The organism is Streptomyces sp. NPDC043870, from assembly GCF_056435785.1.
On record NZ_JBWKDT010000016.1, the window covers coordinates 83090 to 98339 of the forward strand.

Genomic DNA, 15250 nt, shown 5'->3' on the forward strand with positions numbered 1-15250 from the left:
TCCGCTTCGTCCCCCCCCCCCCCTCCTCGCCCCCCCCCCCCCCCCCCCCCCCCCCCCCCCCCCCCCCCCCCCCCGCCGGGGCCTGCGGGGCCTGAGAACCCGGGCGCGCGGCGTCGCGTCGCGATGGCTGTCCCCCCGGAGCTTCGCCCGGGGGTGCCCCCAGCTGCGTTGCGATCGTCGCGCGCAGCACCTCCCCCACAGCCCTTCGGACGTGGGGGTGCCCCCAGCGCTCTCCTCCCGCGCCTTGCCGTGCTCGGCCCTCGCACCTCCCCCTCGGCCGGAGGCCTGGGGGGACCCCCACCTGCACCCGCGCTCCCAGGTCCCGAGGCCCCGTAGGATGGAGCCCATGGCGAAGACCGGTACGACGACCCAGGGGCTGCGCGCGGCGATCGAGCGCAGCGGCTACTACCCGGCTCTCGTGGCCGAAGCGGTGGAGGCCGCTGTCGGCGGCGAGCAGATCGCGTCGTACCTGGTCCATCAGGAGACCACGTTCGACGCCAACGAGGTCCGCCGTCATGTCACCGTCCTCGTCCTGACCAGCACCCGCTTCATCGTCAGCCACACCGACGAGCAGGCCGCCGACGGCAGCTCCCCGACTCCGTACGCGACGACCTCCACCGAGTCGGTCAAGCTCGGCCGGATCTCGTCGGTCGTCGTCAGCCGTGTCGTCGCCAACCCCGAGTCGTACACCCCGGGCACCCTGCCCCGCGAGGTCGTCCTCACCATCGGCTGGGGCGCGGTCTCCCGTATCGATCTGGAGCCCGCCGCCTGCGGCGACCCCAACTGCGACGCCGACCACGGCTACACCGGAAACTCCACCGCCGACGACCTCAGCCTGCGTGTCAGCGAGGCCGGTGACGGCCCGGAGACGGTCCGGCAGACGCTCGTCTTCGCGCAGGCCCTCTCCGAGGCCACGGCCGCCACGGCGACCACCCGCTGATGACCCAGACCTACTGGCCCGAGGACCCCGCCCCGCTCGCCCTCGACTCGGCGCCCGTGCCCGCGTACGGCTCCGCCTCGCTCGCCGATCTGCTGCCGACGATCGTCGCCGGCCAGGGCGTCCCGGGCCTGCACTCCGCCATCCCGGAGGTCTCTCCCGCGGACCGCAACTGCGTCTTCCTGATCGACGGCCTGGGCTGGGAACAGCTCAGGGCCCACCCCGACGACGCGCCCTACCTCACCTCGCTCCTCGCCACCTCGTGCGGCGGCACCGGACGGCCCCTCACCGCCGGATTCCCCGCCACCACCGCGACCTCCCTCGCCTCCTTCGGCACCGGCCTGCCGCCCGGCGCGCACGGCTTGCCCGGCTACACCGCCCGCAACCCGGAGACCGGCGAGCTGATGAACCAGCTGCGCTGGAGGCCGTGGACCTCGCCGCGCGTCTGGCAGCCGTACCCGACGGTCTTCCAGCTGGCCGACGAGGCCGGCGTGCACACCGCGCAGGTGTCGTCACCGGCCTTCCAGGACACCCCCCTCACCAAGATCGCGCTGAGCGGCGGGACGTTCCACGGCAGGCTCACCGGCGAGGAACGGATGGACTTCGCGGCGGGGCAACTCGCCGCCGGCGACCGTTCCCTCGTCTACACGTACTACAGCGAACTCGACGGCAAGGGCCACCGCTTCGGTGTCGACTCCGACGCGTGGCGCGGCCAGCTGATGTACGTCGACCGCCTGGTGCAGCGCCTCGCCGAACAGCTTCCGCCGCGCACCGCCCTCTACGTCACCGCCGACCACGGCATGATCGACATCCCCTTCGACGAGGACTCGCGGATCGACTTCGACGAGGACTGGGAGCTGCGCGCCGGTGTCGCCCTGCTGGGCGGCGAGGGCCGGGCCCGCCATGTCTACGCCGTCCCGGGCGCCGAGGCCGATGTGCTCGCCGTCTGGCGCGAGGTGCTCGGCGACCGGTTCTGGGTGGCGAGCCGGGACGAGGCGATCGCGGCGGGCTGGTTCGGGCCCCAGGTCGACGACCGGGTCCACCAGCGCATCGGCGACGTCGTCGCCGCGGCGAGCGACGATGTCGTGATCACCGCCTCGGTGAACGAGCCGAACGAGTCCGCGATGGTCGGAATGCACGGCTCCATGACCCCCGTCGAGCAGCTCGTCCCGCTCCTCGAAGTACGCTCGTAAACCCCCGCCCCGTCGCGCACAACTGAAAGGCCGTCAGATCCCTATGTCCGAGCTGGTGTTCTTCTCCGGAACGATGGACTGCGGAAAGAGCACCTTGGCGCTGCAGATCGAGCACAACCGTTCGGCTCGTGGCCTGCAAGGTGTGATCTTCACCCGTGACGACCGGGCCGGCGAGGGGAAGCTCTCGTCGCGGCTGGGTCTGGTCACCGAGGCGGTCGAGATCGTCGAGGGCATGGATCTGTACGCGTATCTCGTCGACCACATGACCAAGGGCGGCAAGGCGGACTACCTGATCGTGGACGAGGCCCAGTTCCTGGCGCCCGTGCAGATCGACCAGCTCGCCCGGATCGTGGACGACCTCGAACTGGACGTGTTCGCCTTCGGGATCACCACCGACTTCCGGACCAAGCTGTTCCCGGGATCCCAGCGCCTCTTCGAGCTGGCCGACCGGATAGAGGCCCTGCAGGTCGAGGCACTGTGCTGGTGCGGTGCGCGCGCCACGCACAACGCGCGCACCGTCGGCGGGGAGATGGTTGTCGAGGGCGCCCAGGTCGTGGTGGGGGACGTCAACCAGCCCGCGGAGGAGATCGGCTACGAGGTGCTGTGCCGACGCCACCACCGCCGCCGTATGACCAGCGCGACGGCCCACGCGGGCGCGCTGTCCCCGGACGTCCTGCCGGTCACCTCCGGCTGACCGTACGGGCCCGGGTGGAGGGCGGCCCGGCCGGGCGGGCGATCGTGATCACTCGTCTCTCGCGGTCCGTACGATCGTGAAGGTCGCGCCTTCCGGGTCCGCGACCATCGCCTGCCGGCCGCTCGTGCCCTCGCGTGGTGCCTGCAGGACATGGCCACCGAGGTCCACCACCCGAGCCGCCGCCTCGTCGGTGTCCTCGACCTCGAAGTACGTCATCCAGTGCGAGCCCTTGTCGCGGGGCAGACTGTGCCCCACACCGTGGAGGGACGCCACCGGGCGGGCGTCCAGGTGCAGGGTCACGTAGTCGAAGTCGGCCGAGACGACCGCCTCGACGTCGTAGCCGAAGACCGACTGGTAGAACTTGCTGACCGATGACGTCTCCCGGGTCACCAGCTCGTTCCAGACCGGTGTGCCGTGGGTGCCGAACAGGGCGGTGCCGGTGTGCGCCGCGGCCTGCCAGACGCCGAAGATCGCGCCCTCCGGATCCGAGGCGATGGCGAGCCGGCCCGCGTCCGCCGCGTCCAGCGGCCCGACCCCGACCGTGCCGCCGCAGGCCCTGATCAGCTCGGCGGTCTCGTCGACGTCGTCCGAGGCCATGTAGGTCGTCCAGGCGATCGGCAGATGGCGGTCCGGCGGGAGCTGGCCGATGCCCGCCACCTCCTTGCCGCCGATCAGTGCGCGGACGTACGGGCCGAGCTGTTGTGGGCCCGGGACGAAGTCCCAGCCGAACAGAGCCCGGTAGAACTGCTGCGTCGCGGAAAGCCCGTGCACCATCAGGCTCACCCAGCAGGGTGTGCCGGGTCTGCGCCGAGTCGCCTCGGTCGTCATTGTCACTCTCTCCTCGGACCATCGTCGTGGCCGTGCGGGGGGACCGGATGGGGGCCGTCGATCGGGACGGCCGCACATCCCGTGCAGATGCTTGCACCACCGGGCGTGCGGCGCGCCCCGGCCGCGCCGCATTCTCCGGGATCCCACAGGGAGGATGCCCGTTTTGGCATGCCCCATCCGTTCCGCTGCTGTCACGGGTCCGCCGTGCCCTGCGCGAGGATGGCTCTTATGAACCCCATCATCACCGCTACCGAACTCGCGAGCGAGTCGGCCGGCCCGCGTCCTCCTGTGCTGCTCGACGTCCGCTGGCAGCTCAGCCTGGCCAAGGCGGCCGGCGCTCCTCCCTTCGACGGACGGGCCGCGTACGAGGCCGGGCACATCCCCGGCGCCGTGTACGTCGATCTCGACTCCGAGCTGGCGGGCCCGCCCGGGGCGGGCGGCCGGCATCCGCTGCCGGACGTGGCGGCGTTCGGCGCGGCGATGCGCCGCGCGGGCGTGTCGGACGGCGCGCCGGTCGTCGTGTACGACGGCGGGCAGGGCTGGGCCGCGGCGCGGGCGTGGTGGCTGCTCCGCTGGACCGGGCACGCCGATGTGCGGGTCCTGGACGGTGGCCTGGAGGCCTGGGACGGCCCGGTGACCACGGAGACCACCGTCCCGGCGCCCGGCGACTTCACGCCGGTGCCGGGTGCCCTGCCGCTGCTCGACGCGGACGGTGCGGCGGCCCTGGCCCGCTCGGGGGTGCTGCTGGACGCACGGGCCGCCGAGCGCTACCGGGGCGACGTCGAGCCGATCGACCGGGTCGGCGGCCACATCCCCGGCGCGGTCTCCGCGCCGACCACCGAGAACGTCACGGCCGGTGCGACGACCTTCCTGCCCGCGGAGGAGCTGGCGGCCCGCTTCAAGCGCCTCGGTGCCGCGGATGCCCCGGAGGTCGGCGTCTACTGCGGTTCGGGCGTCTCCGGCGCCCACGAGGTCCTGGCGCTGGCGGTCGCGGGCATCCCGGCGGCGCTGTACGCGGGCTCGTGGTCGGAGTGGTCCTCCGACCCCTCCCGCCCGGTGGCCACGGGCCCGGACCCGCGATAGCGCCCCGTAACCGGAGGCAAGCCCCGGACCCCGGGCCCGTCACGGCCTTCGGCCGTGTCCTCACGCGCCGGCGGGCTCGGTACGAGCCCCGCTCGGTGCCCCACGCCGCAGGGCGCAGGCGGAGACCGAGGCGTGGCGGTTCGGGAGTTCGGGGGTACGGGGCTCGGGGGCAGAGCCTCCCGGGCGGCGGAGCCGCACATCGACACAGCCGGAAGGGGCGGGGCGGCGCTGTGCGGAAGGGCTCGTACGGGAATCCGTACGAGCCCTTCCGCATGGCGCAGTGCGCCTACTCCTGCTTCTTCCTGCGCGTGCCGAACACGATCTCGTCCCAGCTCGGCACCGCAGCCCGGCGGCCCGGACGGACGCCGTCCGCCTCGGCCTGGCGGTCCGTGGTGCCGGTGAGGCGGTCGCGGTGGCCGGTGACGGAGCGGGGCATGAGCACGTCCGCGTACGCCGAGCCCGCGCCGGCGGAGGCCGCAGGGGCTGGGGGCTCCTCGGAGTCGGGCTCCTGTTCGGCGGGGTCGGTCGCGGGCGGGTCGACGGGGGCGGGGCGGTCCGGGACCACCATGTCGCCGCGGAAGCTCGGAACCGCCTCCAGCAGGCTGGTCAGGGAGTCGCGCTCGCTCTCGTCGGGCTCGGGCGCCGGGACCGGCGCGGGCCGCTCCAGGGCACGGTCGAGGGCGCGGTCCAGCGGCCGGTCCCGCGGCAGCCGGGCGATGCGTGGCACGAACGGGAAGCTCGGCTCCTGCGTGATCGTGTCGTCGGTCTCACCGATCAGCGCGCGCGCCTCGTCGTCGACGGCCTGAACGAGCCGCCGCGGCGGGTCGTACGTCCAGCTCGCCGAGTGCGGCTCACCCGCCACCCGGTAGACCAGCAGCACCTCCCAGGTGCCGTCGTCACGGCGCCAGGAGTCCCACTGCACGGTGTCCTTCTCGGCACCGCGCAGCAGCAGCCGCTCCTGCACCGCCTCGCCGAGCTGGGGGCCGGTGTTCTCCCCGGGGCGGCGTACGGGCGTCTTGCGGGCCCGCTCCGCCATGAACGCGCGCTCTGCGAGCACCGGGCCCTCGAAGCGCCGCACCCGGTCGACCGGGATGCCGGCGAGCTGGGCGACCTCCTCGGCGGAGGCACCGGCCCGTATACGTGCCTGGATGTCGCGCGGGCGGAGGTGGCTCTCCACCTCGATCTCGATCTGGCCGAGGCGAGCGCGGTCGTTGCGCACGGCGGCGCGCAGGCGCTCATCAATCGGAAGCGTGTACTCCGTGCTGTCCGCAGCCTTCAGCACCAGTCGTGTGCCGTCGTTGGAGACGGCCACGACACGCAGTTCGGGCATGGGGACCTCCCGGGTGGTGCCTGCCGACGTCACGTGCGTCGCTGCTTCCGCTAGTCGAGTGTGGCCTGCCCGGGTGCAGCCTGCCACAACCTTGCCGAGTTGCCCGGCGTGTCGGGCACGGGCCCTGGATCGCCGTTATGGCACGGTTACCTGTTTGCAACGCAGTGTGACGTACTCCGTCACGCAGCGCAGCGGGTGACCGTGCGATGCCGCGGCGCCGCCGGTTCGAGTGCCGCTTTCGGCCCCCTCCCGTAAGCCCGGACGCCCATGAGGGAGACCGGACCCAGGGCTCGCCACAGTACTCCATTCGGGCCATCGGGGTGGACCGGCGCGCCGCCGAACTTGTCGCGAGGGGCGGGAGTTGGGTCGCTGTACCCCGGATCCACGGGTGTCATGCTTCACAGAATCACCAGAAATGGAACCTTTCGATTCGCTCAAATGTCCCTTCTTGGTGCACGGTGGGACAGATGGGTAAGCGAAGGCTGGAGATGGATCACGACCGGGACGACCGCGACCGGAGCGCGGTGCAACAGAAGGACCGGCGGCTCGATTTGAGCGTTCCGCAGGTCGCGGGCAGTGCGCTCGCGGCCGTCGCGGCGGCGGTGCTCGCCTCCCGGCTCGGCGTGTACGGAACGGTCATCGGCGCGGGTGTGGTCAGTGTCGTGGCGACGTGCGGCGGCTCCGTCTTCCAGCACCTGTTCCGGCGAACCGGCGAACAGATCCGCGACGCCTCGACGCACCCTCGGTCCAAGGCCCGCCAGGCGCCCGCCGGTTCGGCGCATGAGGATCTTCCGCACGGGGAGTTCGGCGAGGCGACGACCCACGGCACCCGGATCCGCGGCTGGAAGCGGTCCGTGCTCGCCGCCGCCGTCGTCTTCGGCGTGGCGATGATCGGTATCACCGGATACGAACTCGCTTCCGGCCAGGACCTCGGCGGGGGCAGGGGCACTACCGTCGGCTCCGTCGTACGCGGCGGTGGCGACGGCAAGTCCGCGCCGGAGAAGTCCCCTTCGGGCACCACCCCGCAGCAGGACCGGGACGGCGAGCGGAGCGCGCCGGGTGGCAGTGGCTCCGGCGACGACCGGAGCCCGGGCGGGAACCCCGGGCTCCGCGACGGAACCAGCAACGACACCGGCGAGGGCAGCACCGGTCCGGGAACGGGCAGCGGTTCAGCGACGGGCGGCAGCGGCCAGGACGGCGGCCCGGGCGCGACCGGCCCGGCCCCCGGCCCGACGGCGTCCTCCGGCGGAGCGGACCCCGCAACCGCCCCGACACCCACGCCGCCCCCGTCCATGTCCCCGCCCGCCGGAGCGGACGGTCCGGACGACCCGTAGATCCGGACGGGCCCTACGACCTGTCGTTTGATCCGGCCTGATCCGAACGACAGGTCCTAGGCGCCCAGCACCCGCCGCAGGTAGTCGTTGCCGAACACCCGCTCCGGGTCCAGCCGGTCCCGCAGTGTCGTGAACTCGCCGAACCGCGGATAGGCACCCTCGAAGTACTCCGCGTCGCGCGTGTGGATCTTGCCCCAGTGCGGACGCCCGCCGTGCGCGGTCATGATCCGTTCGACCGCGGTGAAGTACGAGCGGTACGCCGTGCCCTTGTACATGTGCACGGCGATGTACGCGCTCTCGCGGCCCGAGGCCGTGGACAGCGTGATGTCGTCGGCCGGGGCGGTCCGTACCTCCACCGGGAAGCTGATCCGCAGCGGCGAGCGTTCGATCATCGCCTTCACCTCGCGCAGCGCCTCGACCGCGGCCTCCCGCGGAAGCGCGTATTCCATCTCGACGAAGCGCACTCGGCGGGGACTTGTGAAGACCTTGTAGGGAATGTCCGTGTACGTACGGGCAGACAGGGCGCGGCTGGAGAGCTTCGCGATCGCCGGAATGGTGGCCGGCACCGCCCGGCCCAGTGAATTCACCACCTGGAAGAGGCCGTTGGAGAGCAGCTCGTCCTCGATCCAGCCGCTGACCGCTCCGGGCGGGGCGACCGGACCGGCGCTGCGGTTGTTGCGCTTGGTGTTGCAGTTGCCCGTGTGAGGGAACCAGTAGAACTCGAAGTGCTCGTTCTCCGCGTGCAGCTCGTCGAACTCGGCCGTGACCCGGTCGAAGGCCATCGGCTCCTCGCGAGCCGTCAGCAGGAACAGCGGCTCCACGGCGAAAGTGATCGCGCTGACCACGCCCAGTGCTCCGAGGCCGATCCGGGCCGCCGCGAAGATCTCCGGATTCTCCTTCTCGCAGCAGTGCAGCACCGAGCCGTCCGCCGTGATCAGCTCAAGGCCCCTGATCTGCGCGGCGATCGAGGCCGAATCGCGGCCGGTGCCATGCGTCCCGGTACTGGTCGCACCCGCGACGGTCTGCTCCATGATGTCGCCCATGTTCGTGAGGGACAGATCCTCACGGGCGAGGGCGGCGTTCAGCCGCTTCAGGGGCGTACCCGCCTCCACGGTCACCGTCATCGCCGTACGGTCGATCTCCCGGATACCGGTGAGCAGATCCGGCCGGATCAGTACGCCGTCGGTCGCGGCGATCGCGGTGAACGAGTGGCCCGTACCGACCGTCTTCACCCGCAAGCCGTCCTCGGCCGCCCGGCGCACAGCGGCGGCCAACTCGTCGGCCGTGGCGGGCGTGACCTCCCGCACCGGGCGGGCGGTCACCGTACCTGCCCAGTTACGCCACGCGTTCGCCGTGCTGGTCCTGGATGTGCTCGTCATCCTGCCCCTCCCGCGTCGGTACCGGCCTGCGCAGCCGGCGGTACCCCAGGAACGCGACCGCGACCGCGAGCGCTCCCGCCACGGCGGGCACCGCGTACGCCGCACCGGCCCCGTACTCGTCCACCATCCATCCTGAGGCCGACAAGCCGAGCGCCACACCGACCGCGAGGCCGGTACCCGTCCAGGTCATGCCCTCGGTCAGCTTGGTGCGCGGTACGTGCGCTTCGACGAGGGCCATCGTGGTCACCATCGTCGGTGCGATGGCCAGGCCTGCGACAAAGAGCGCCACGGCCAGGATCGTCAGGTTCCCGGCCAGTTGGAGGGGGATCATACTCACGGCCATCGCGCAGACACCCAGCACCCATCTGCGGGACGGCTCGCCCTTGAGGTGGAGCAGTCCGAAGACCGCTCCGGCCACGCAGGAGCCCAGCGCGTACACCGCGAGAACCAGGCTCGCCGCGGCCTTGTTGCCCTGCTCCTCGGCGAAGGCCACCGTCACCACGTCCACCGAGCCGAAGATCGCGCCCGTCGCGACGAACGTGGCCACCAGCACCTGCAGACCGGGGGAGCGCAGCGCGGATCCGCCGGAATGCTCCCCGCGCGGGTGCGGTACCGGCTCGGTGGCGCGCTGCGCCGTCAGCCAGAGGACACCGATGACGAGGAAGGCGGTGGCGAGCAGCGGCCCTGCCTCGGGGAACCAGATCGTGGAGAGACCGATGGAGATGATCGGCCCGAAGATGAAGCACACCTCGTCCGTGATCGACTCGAACGCGTACGCCGTGTGCAGCTCGCGCGGCGAGCCGTGGTAGATCTCCGCCCAGCGGGCCCTGGTCATCGCGCCGACGGCAGGGATGCAGCCGGCGCAGGCGGTGAAGGCGAAGAGCATCCAACTGGGTGCGTCCTGCTGGGCGCAGACGAGAAGTCCCGCCACCGCCGCCACCGAGATCAGCATGGCGGGGCGCAGTACCCGGCGCTGACCGTGCCGGTCGACCAGCCGCGAGACCTGCGGGCCCAGCACGGCCGCCGACAGCGCGAGCGTCGCGGAGAGCGAGCCCGCGAGACCGTACCGCCCCGTCAGCTGGGAAACCATGGTCACGATGCCGACGCCCATCATGGACAGGGGCATCCGGCCGAAGAAACCGGCGGCGGAGAACGCCAGGGTGCCGGGGGCGGCGAATATCGCGCGGTAGGGAGAGGGCAAGGCGGCGCTCCGTAAGGAATGTGGACGGCCGGTACAGCTTACGGGTTAGGTAACCCTTACTCCAGCGCGGTTTCCCCGCTGTCAGAAGGGGGTGGCAGGATCGGGACCATGTCCGAACAGCTCGATCCCGCCCCCTACGACGCCCTGCTGCTGCTCTCCTTCGGCGGCCCCGAAGGCCCGGACGACGTGGTCCCGTTCCTGGAGAACGTGACGCGCGGCCGCGGCATCCCGAAGGAGCGCCTCAAGGAGGTGGGGCAGCACTACTTCCTGTTCGGCGGCGTCAGCCCGATCAACGACCAGAACCGGGCGCTGCTCGACGCCCTCCGCAAGGATTTCCGGGACGCGGGCCTCGACCTGCCGGTCTACTGGGGCAACCGCAACTGGGCGCCCTATCTGACCGACGCACTGCGGGAGATGGTGCTGGACGGGCGCAGGCGCATCGCGGTCCTCGCGACCAGTGCGTACGCCTCGTACTCGGGCTGCCGGCAGTACCGGGAGAACCTCGCGGACGCGCTCTCGGCCCTGGAGACCGAGAGGCTGCCGCTGCCGCGCGTCGACAAGCTGCGGCACTACTTCAACCACCCGGGGTTCATCGGTCCCATGGTCGAGGCGGTGCTCGCCTCGCTCGCCGATCTCCCCGAGGACGTACGCGCCGGGGCGCATCTCGCCTTCACGACGCACTCCATCCCGGAGGCCGCGGCGGACGCGTCGGGACCGCTCTGGGAACACGGCGGGGGCGGGGCGTACGTGAAGCAGCACCTCGACGTGGCGCGGGTGATCGTCGAGGCCGTGCGCGAGGAGACGGGGACCGAGTACCCCTGGCAGCTCGTCTACCAGTCGCGCAGCGGCGCCCCGCACATCCCGTGGCTCGAGCCGGACATCTGCGACCACCTCGAGGAGCTGCACGGAGCAGGGGCGCCGGCGGTCGTGATGGTGCCGATCGGGTTCGTCTCGGACCACATGGAGGTCCTCTACGACCTGGACACCGAGGCCAGCGCCAAGGCCGCCGAGCTGGGGCTGCCGGTGCGGCGCGCGGCGACGGTGGGCGCGGATCCGCGCTTCGCGGCCGCCGTCCGTGACCTGGTCGTGGAGCGTGCGGCGACCGAGCGGGGGACGGTGGTGGAGCGGTGCGCGCTGGGCGCGCTCGGACCGTCGCACGACCTGTGTCCGATCGGGTGCTGTCCCGCACGGTCGGAGCGGCCGGCGGCGGCCGGCGCCGACAGTCCGTACGCGTGAGTCCTACGAGTCCGTACGCGTGAGTCCTACGAGTCCGTACGCGTGAGTCCTACGAGGGAGCCCTACGTGACCGATCCCCTGCTCGGTGAACTGCTGTCGCTGGCCCTGGAGGCCGGGCGAAGGGCCGGAGCGCTGTTGCGCGACGGCAGGCCGGACGACCTGGCGGTCGCCGCGACCAAGTCAAGTCCGATCGACGTCGTCACCGAGATGGACATCGCCGCCGAGAAGCTGATCACCGGCTTCCTCGCCGAACGCCGGCCCGACGACGGCTTCCTCGGCGAGGAGGGCGCTTCGACGGAGGGCAGCAGCGGTGTCCGCTGGGTGATCGACCCGCTCGACGGCACGGTGAACTACCTGTACGGGCTGCCGACCTGGGCGGTGTCCATCGCGGCCGAGCGGGACGGCGAGACGGTCGTCGGGGTCGTCGAGGTGCCGATGCGGGGGGAGACGTACCACGCGGTGCTCGGGGGCGGTGCGTACTGCGGGGACCGGCGGTTGCGGTGCCGGCCCGCGCCGCCACTGGACCAGGCGCTGGTCTCGACCGGCTTCAACTACGTCCACGCCGTACGCAGCCACCAGGCGGACATCGCCCAGCAGCTGATCCCGCGCCTGCGTGACATCCGGCGCAGCGGCTCCGCGGCGGTCGACCTCTGTGACGTCGCCGCGGGCCGGCTCGACGGCTACTACGAGCGCGGCCTCCACCCCTGGGACCTCGCGGCCGGCGACCTCATCGCCCGCGAATCCGGCGCCCTCACCGGCTCCCGCCCCGGCGAGCCGCCCTCCGGCGCCCTGGCCATCGCGGCCTCACCGGGTGTCTTCGAGCCACTGCAGCGCCTGCTGGACGACCTGGGCGCCTGGCACGACTGACCCTCCCCCGGGTGGGGGGGCGTGGGGCTGGAGTCTCCCTGCACCCCCTCGGGTCCGTTCCCGGCGCCCCTTTCGCCGGGGGCGGGTGTTCCGTGGGGGGTGGAGCGTGCGGCGGAGTCTTCCTGCACTTCCTCGGGTCGTTCCCGGCGCCCCTTTCGCCGGGTGTCCGTGGGGGTGGAGCGTGCGGGCGGAGATTTCCTGCACCCCGGCGCCCGGGGCGGGAGCCTGGGGACAGGTCTCCTGCCGGGGCCGTGCGACCCGCCGGTCGGTGCTTCGCCCCGGAGCGGGTGCCTCAACGCCGGAGGGGGCTCATTCGGAGCCCGTCCGGCGATCGAGGACGGAGACACGGGCCCGCCCGGGGGTACCGGGCGGATCCCGGGGCTCGCCCCCCAGCCCTGCTCCTTGGACCGCCGGGAGAGGTCCACGGGGGTTGCCGTTGCCCCGGCCATCGGGCCCGGGCAACCCCCGATGGCCCGCAGGCTCCGCGGGCTCACGACGTACGCCACGCGCCGGGCGCACCTGGGGGCCCCGGGGGTACCCCGAACCCCCCGGAAAAGCGCCCGCGCATGGAAGAGGGCCCGGCGCCGTCCTGCGGCGTCGGGCCCTCTCCGGGGTGGTCAGGCGCTGGCGGCGCCGACCTCCACGCCGTGCTCCGCGGCGAGGCGATGCAGGTCGTCCAGCTCGGCCTGCTCGACATCCGCCAGGAAGTCGTCGCCCGTCTCGCGGGCCCGCGTGAGGTCGGTTTCCGTGGCCTTGATGCGCTGCAGTAGTCCTGCGGTGAATGCGTCCATGGTTGCGCCCCCTCGTCGTGGGTCGGTGGCGGGGTGATCACGCTCCCTCCCTGGGGGACAGAGAGCGGGGTGTGGCAAGCCACATACATGGCGTGATCGCGGGTGTGCAGTCGTCCTCCCCAGGGCCACCCTCAGAGAAACCTCAACTCATCCAGGAATCCCGCGAATTCCCGCTGCCCCTTCGGCCCCCTCTCCGCCTTACATCCGGTTTACGCGCGTAAGGGGCAGGATGGAGGCACACAGTCAGTGCTACAGATCCAGCCACTGACCCTCCGGTCTGCCCTGATCACAGGGGCACGTCGCAGGGGTCACGGCAACGCCAGAGGAAGGACCAGCCACGTGCGTGTACTCGTCGTCGAGGACGAGCAACTGCTCGCCGATGCGGTGGCCACCGGACTGCGCCGGGAGGCCATGGCCGTCGACGTCGTGTACGACGGCGCCGCCGCACTGGAACGCATCGGGGTGAACGACTACGACGTGGTCGTCCTCGACCGCGACCTCCCGTTCGTCCACGGCGACGACGTCTGCCGCAAGATCGTCGAACTGGGCATGCCCACCCGCGTCCTGATGCTCACCGCCTCCGGCGACGTCAGCGACCGCGTCGAGGGCCTGGAGCTCGGCGCGGACGACTACCTCCCCAAGCCCTTCGCGTTCACCGAGCTCACCGCCCGCGTCCGGGCTCTGGGCCGGCGTACGACCGTGCCGCTGCCGCCCGTCCTGGAGCGCGCCGGCATCAAGCTCGACCCGAACCGCCGCGAGGTCTTCCGCGACGGCAAGGAGATCCAGCTCGCTCCGAAGGAGTTCGCCGTGCTGGAAGTCCTCATGCGCAGCGAGGGCGCGGTCGTCTCGGCCGAACAGCTCCTCGAGAAGGCCTGGGACGAGAACACGGACCCGTTCACGAACGTCGTCCGGGTCACCGTCATGACCCTGCGCCGCAAGCTCGGGGAGCCCCCGGTGATCGTCACCGTCCCGGGCTCCGGATACCGGATCTGACCCGATGGCCACCGCACCCGCGCCCCCCGCGGCGCCCCCGAAACCCACCTGGGACCCCAGAGAGCCCGTCAGGCCCTGGCTGCGCCCCACCATCCGGATACGGCTCACGCTGCTGTACGGCGGGATGTTCCTGATCGCCGGCATTCTGCTGCTCTCGATCATCTATCTGCTGGCGGCGCAGACCCTCCACTCGGCGATGGGGATGCCCTTCAAGCTGCTGCCCGAGAGCAAGGTCCAGCTGACCAGCAACGCATGCCCGGCACTGCAGTCAGGGCTGACCGCCGACCAGGCCAACACGGCGCTCAAGGTGTGCTTCGCCTCCCAGCGCCAGGAGGCCCTGGACGAGCTCCTCACGCGCTCCCTCTTCGCGCTCCTCGGCCTCAGCGTCATCGCGTTCGCCTTCGGCTACGCCATGGCGGGCCGCGTCCTCTCCCCGCTCGGCAAGATCACCCGCACCGCGCGCCGCGTGGTCGGCTCCGACCTCTCCCGGCGGATCGAGCTGGACGGCCCGGACGACGAGCTGAAGGAGCTCGCCGACACCTTCGACGAGATGCTGGACCGCCTGGAGCGAGCCTTCTCGGCCCAGCAGCGGTTTGTCGCCAACGCCTCGCACGAGCTGCGTACACCCCTCGCGATCAACCGAACGCTGCTGGAGGTGCAGCTCGCCGACCCGGGCGCCCCACCCGAGCTCCAGCAGCTCGGGAAGACCCTGCTCGCCACCAACGAGCGCAGCGAGCAGCTGGTGGAAGGCCTCCTGCTGCTCGCCCGCAGCGACAACCAGATCGTGGAGCGCAAACCCGTCGACCTCGCCGAGGTCGCCGGCCGCGCCGTCGACCAGACCCGTGCCGAGGCCGAGGCCAAGGGCGTGGAAATCCGCGGCCGGCGCGCGCTCGCCGTCGTACAGGGCAACGGCGTCCTGCTGGAGCGGATCGCGCTGAACCTGGTGCAGAATGCCGTGCGGTACAACGTCCCTGAGGACGGCTGGGTGGAGGTCACCACCGAGACCCAGCCCGGCCAGGCAGTGCTGGTGGTGGCGAACACGGGCCCCGTGGTTCCGGCGTACGAGATCGACAATCTCTTCGAGCCGTTCCGGCGACTGCGTCAGGCGCGTACCGGCAGTGACAAGGGCGTGGGTCTCGGCCTGTCGATTGCGCGATCCGTCGCGCGCGCCCATGGTGGCCGTATCATCGCGGAGCCGCGCGAGGGAGGCGGCCTCGTGATGCGCGTGACCCTGCCGGTCTGAGGCGCGTTCTCGATGCTGTCCGCCGGAAATCGCTCCTGTTCGCTTTACGCGGAATTTTCGGGATCTGTGCTCGAGAGTTTCATGTGTGATCGATCACAGGCGCGAATTTCCAGCCATCTACTCTCCGTGATCGGAGATTCT

14 protein-coding genes are annotated in these 15250 nt (G+C 71.8%); 9 read left to right on the forward strand and 5 right to left on the reverse strand.

Going from position 1 to position 15250, the window contains the following annotated elements; genetic code table 11:
* Nucleotides 1–346: 346 nt before the first annotated feature.
* From AC0699_RS20945 to AC0699_RS20955, 3 genes are read left to right on the forward strand one after another with little or no spacing between them, the layout of a single operon-like run.
* On the forward strand, nucleotides 347–940 hold the full coding sequence (locus tag AC0699_RS20945; protein WP_478662290.1) for a DUF5998 family protein: 594 nt from the start codon (nucleotides 347–349) through the stop codon (nucleotides 938–940).
* Nucleotides 940–2130 carry an alkaline phosphatase family protein gene (locus AC0699_RS20950; protein WP_478662293.1) on the forward strand — a complete coding sequence of 397 codons (1191 nt, stop codon included), beginning with the start codon at nucleotides 940–942 and terminating at the stop codon, nucleotides 2128–2130. Before AC0699_RS20945 ends, AC0699_RS20950 begins: the two co-directional genes overlap by 1 nt.
* A gap of 43 nt (nucleotides 2131–2173) precedes the next feature.
* Nucleotides 2174–2824, forward strand: coding sequence for a thymidine kinase (locus AC0699_RS20955; protein ID WP_478662295.1), 651 nt, complete (start codon nucleotides 2174–2176; stop codon nucleotides 2822–2824).
* Between the two features lie 48 nt (nucleotides 2825–2872).
* Here the strand turns inward: AC0699_RS20955 and AC0699_RS20960 are convergent, their stop codons facing one another.
* Nucleotides 2873–3652 carry a VOC family protein gene (locus tag AC0699_RS20960; protein WP_469772098.1) on the reverse strand — a complete coding sequence of 260 codons (780 nt, stop codon included), beginning with the start codon at nucleotides 3650–3652 and terminating at the stop codon, nucleotides 2873–2875.
* A 228-nt stretch (nucleotides 3653–3880) separates the two neighbouring features.
* Here AC0699_RS20960 and AC0699_RS20965 point away from each other — a divergent pair, with 228 nt between their 5' ends.
* The gene (locus AC0699_RS20965; protein WP_478662299.1) at nucleotides 3881–4735 is read left to right on the forward strand and encodes a sulfurtransferase; all 855 of its coding nucleotides are present in this window, start codon (nucleotides 3881–3883) and stop codon (nucleotides 4733–4735) included.
* Between the two features lie 286 nt (nucleotides 4736–5021).
* On the opposite strand, the gene sepH is transcribed toward AC0699_RS20965, so the two are convergent.
* Complete coding sequence (gene sepH / locus AC0699_RS20970; RefSeq protein WP_478662302.1) at nucleotides 5022–6065, reverse strand: septation protein SepH; 1044 nt, start codon at nucleotides 6063–6065, stop codon at nucleotides 5022–5024.
* Nucleotides 6066–6532: 467 nt separating this feature from the next.
* Between sepH and AC0699_RS20975 the strand changes: the two genes are divergently transcribed.
* Nucleotides 6533–7399, forward strand: a complete 867-nt coding sequence (locus tag AC0699_RS20975) for a hypothetical protein (protein ID WP_478662305.1) — start codon at nucleotides 6533–6535, stop codon at nucleotides 7397–7399.
* Nucleotides 7400–7455: 56 nt separating this feature from the next.
* On the opposite strand, the gene AC0699_RS20980 is transcribed toward AC0699_RS20975, so the two are convergent.
* Nucleotides 7456–8778, reverse strand: coding sequence for a D-arabinono-1,4-lactone oxidase (locus AC0699_RS20980; protein ID WP_478662307.1), 1323 nt, complete (start codon nucleotides 8776–8778; stop codon nucleotides 7456–7458).
* Nucleotides 8735–9979 (reverse strand): MFS transporter, encoded by a 1245-nt coding sequence (locus AC0699_RS20985; RefSeq protein ID WP_478662310.1) that lies wholly within the window; start codon nucleotides 9977–9979, stop codon nucleotides 8735–8737. Before AC0699_RS20985 ends, AC0699_RS20980 begins: the two co-directional genes overlap by 44 nt.
* 108 nt (nucleotides 9980–10087) lie before the next feature.
* On the opposite strand from AC0699_RS20985, the gene AC0699_RS20990 reads away from it, so the two are divergent.
* Together AC0699_RS20990 and AC0699_RS20995 are read left to right on the forward strand one after the other, a co-directional pair.
* Nucleotides 10088–11215, forward strand: a complete 1128-nt coding sequence (locus AC0699_RS20990) for a ferrochelatase (RefSeq protein WP_478662311.1) — start codon at nucleotides 10088–10090, stop codon at nucleotides 11213–11215.
* A gap of 66 nt (nucleotides 11216–11281) precedes the next feature.
* Entirely contained in the window at nucleotides 11282–12082 is an 801-nt protein-coding gene (locus AC0699_RS20995; protein WP_478662313.1) for an inositol monophosphatase family protein, read from the forward strand.
* Nucleotides 12083–12699: 617 nt separating this feature from the next.
* On the opposite strand, the gene AC0699_RS21000 is transcribed toward AC0699_RS20995, so the two are convergent.
* Entirely contained in the window at nucleotides 12700–12873 is a 174-nt protein-coding gene (locus tag AC0699_RS21000; RefSeq protein WP_453668723.1) for a hypothetical protein, read from the reverse strand.
* Between the two features lie 339 nt (nucleotides 12874–13212).
* On the opposite strand from AC0699_RS21000, the gene AC0699_RS21005 reads away from it, so the two are divergent.
* Together AC0699_RS21005 and AC0699_RS21010 are read left to right on the forward strand one after the other, a co-directional pair.
* Nucleotides 13213–13866 (forward strand): response regulator transcription factor, encoded by a 654-nt coding sequence (locus tag AC0699_RS21005; protein ID WP_266388256.1) that lies wholly within the window; start codon nucleotides 13213–13215, stop codon nucleotides 13864–13866.
* Between the two features lie 4 nt (nucleotides 13867–13870).
* Complete coding sequence (locus AC0699_RS21010) at nucleotides 13871–15109, forward strand: sensor histidine kinase (protein ID WP_478662315.1); 1239 nt, start codon at nucleotides 13871–13873, stop codon at nucleotides 15107–15109.
* Nucleotides 15110–15250: the final 141 nt, after the last annotated feature.

Coding starts and splice junctions, on each gene's coding strand:
- AC0699_RS20945 (WP_478662290.1), top strand. CDS start 347: ATGGCGAAGACCGGTACGACGACCCAGGGGCTGCGCGCGGCGATCGAG.
- AC0699_RS20950 (WP_478662293.1), top strand. CDS start 940: ATGACCCAGACCTACTGGCCCGAGGACCCCGCCCCGCTCGCCCTCGAC.
- AC0699_RS20955 (WP_478662295.1), top strand. CDS start 2,174: ATGTCCGAGCTGGTGTTCTTCTCCGGAACGATGGACTGCGGAAAGAGC.
- AC0699_RS20960 (WP_469772098.1), bottom strand. CDS start 3,652: ATGACGACCGAGGCGACTCGGCGCAGACCCGGCACACCCTGCTGGGTG.
- AC0699_RS20965 (WP_478662299.1), top strand. CDS start 3,881: ATGAACCCCATCATCACCGCTACCGAACTCGCGAGCGAGTCGGCCGGC.
- sepH (WP_478662302.1), bottom strand. CDS start 6,065: ATGCCCGAACTGCGTGTCGTGGCCGTCTCCAACGACGGCACACGACTG.
- AC0699_RS20975 (WP_478662305.1), top strand. CDS start 6,533: ATGGGTAAGCGAAGGCTGGAGATGGATCACGACCGGGACGACCGCGAC.
- AC0699_RS20980 (WP_478662307.1), bottom strand. CDS start 8,778: ATGACGAGCACATCCAGGACCAGCACGGCGAACGCGTGGCGTAACTGG.
- AC0699_RS20990 (WP_478662311.1), top strand. CDS start 10,088: ATGTCCGAACAGCTCGATCCCGCCCCCTACGACGCCCTGCTGCTGCTC.
- AC0699_RS21000 (WP_453668723.1), bottom strand. CDS start 12,873: ATGGACGCATTCACCGCAGGACTACTGCAGCGCATCAAGGCCACGGAA.
- AC0699_RS21010 (WP_478662315.1), top strand. CDS start 13,871: ATGGCCACCGCACCCGCGCCCCCCGCGGCGCCCCCGAAACCCACCTGG.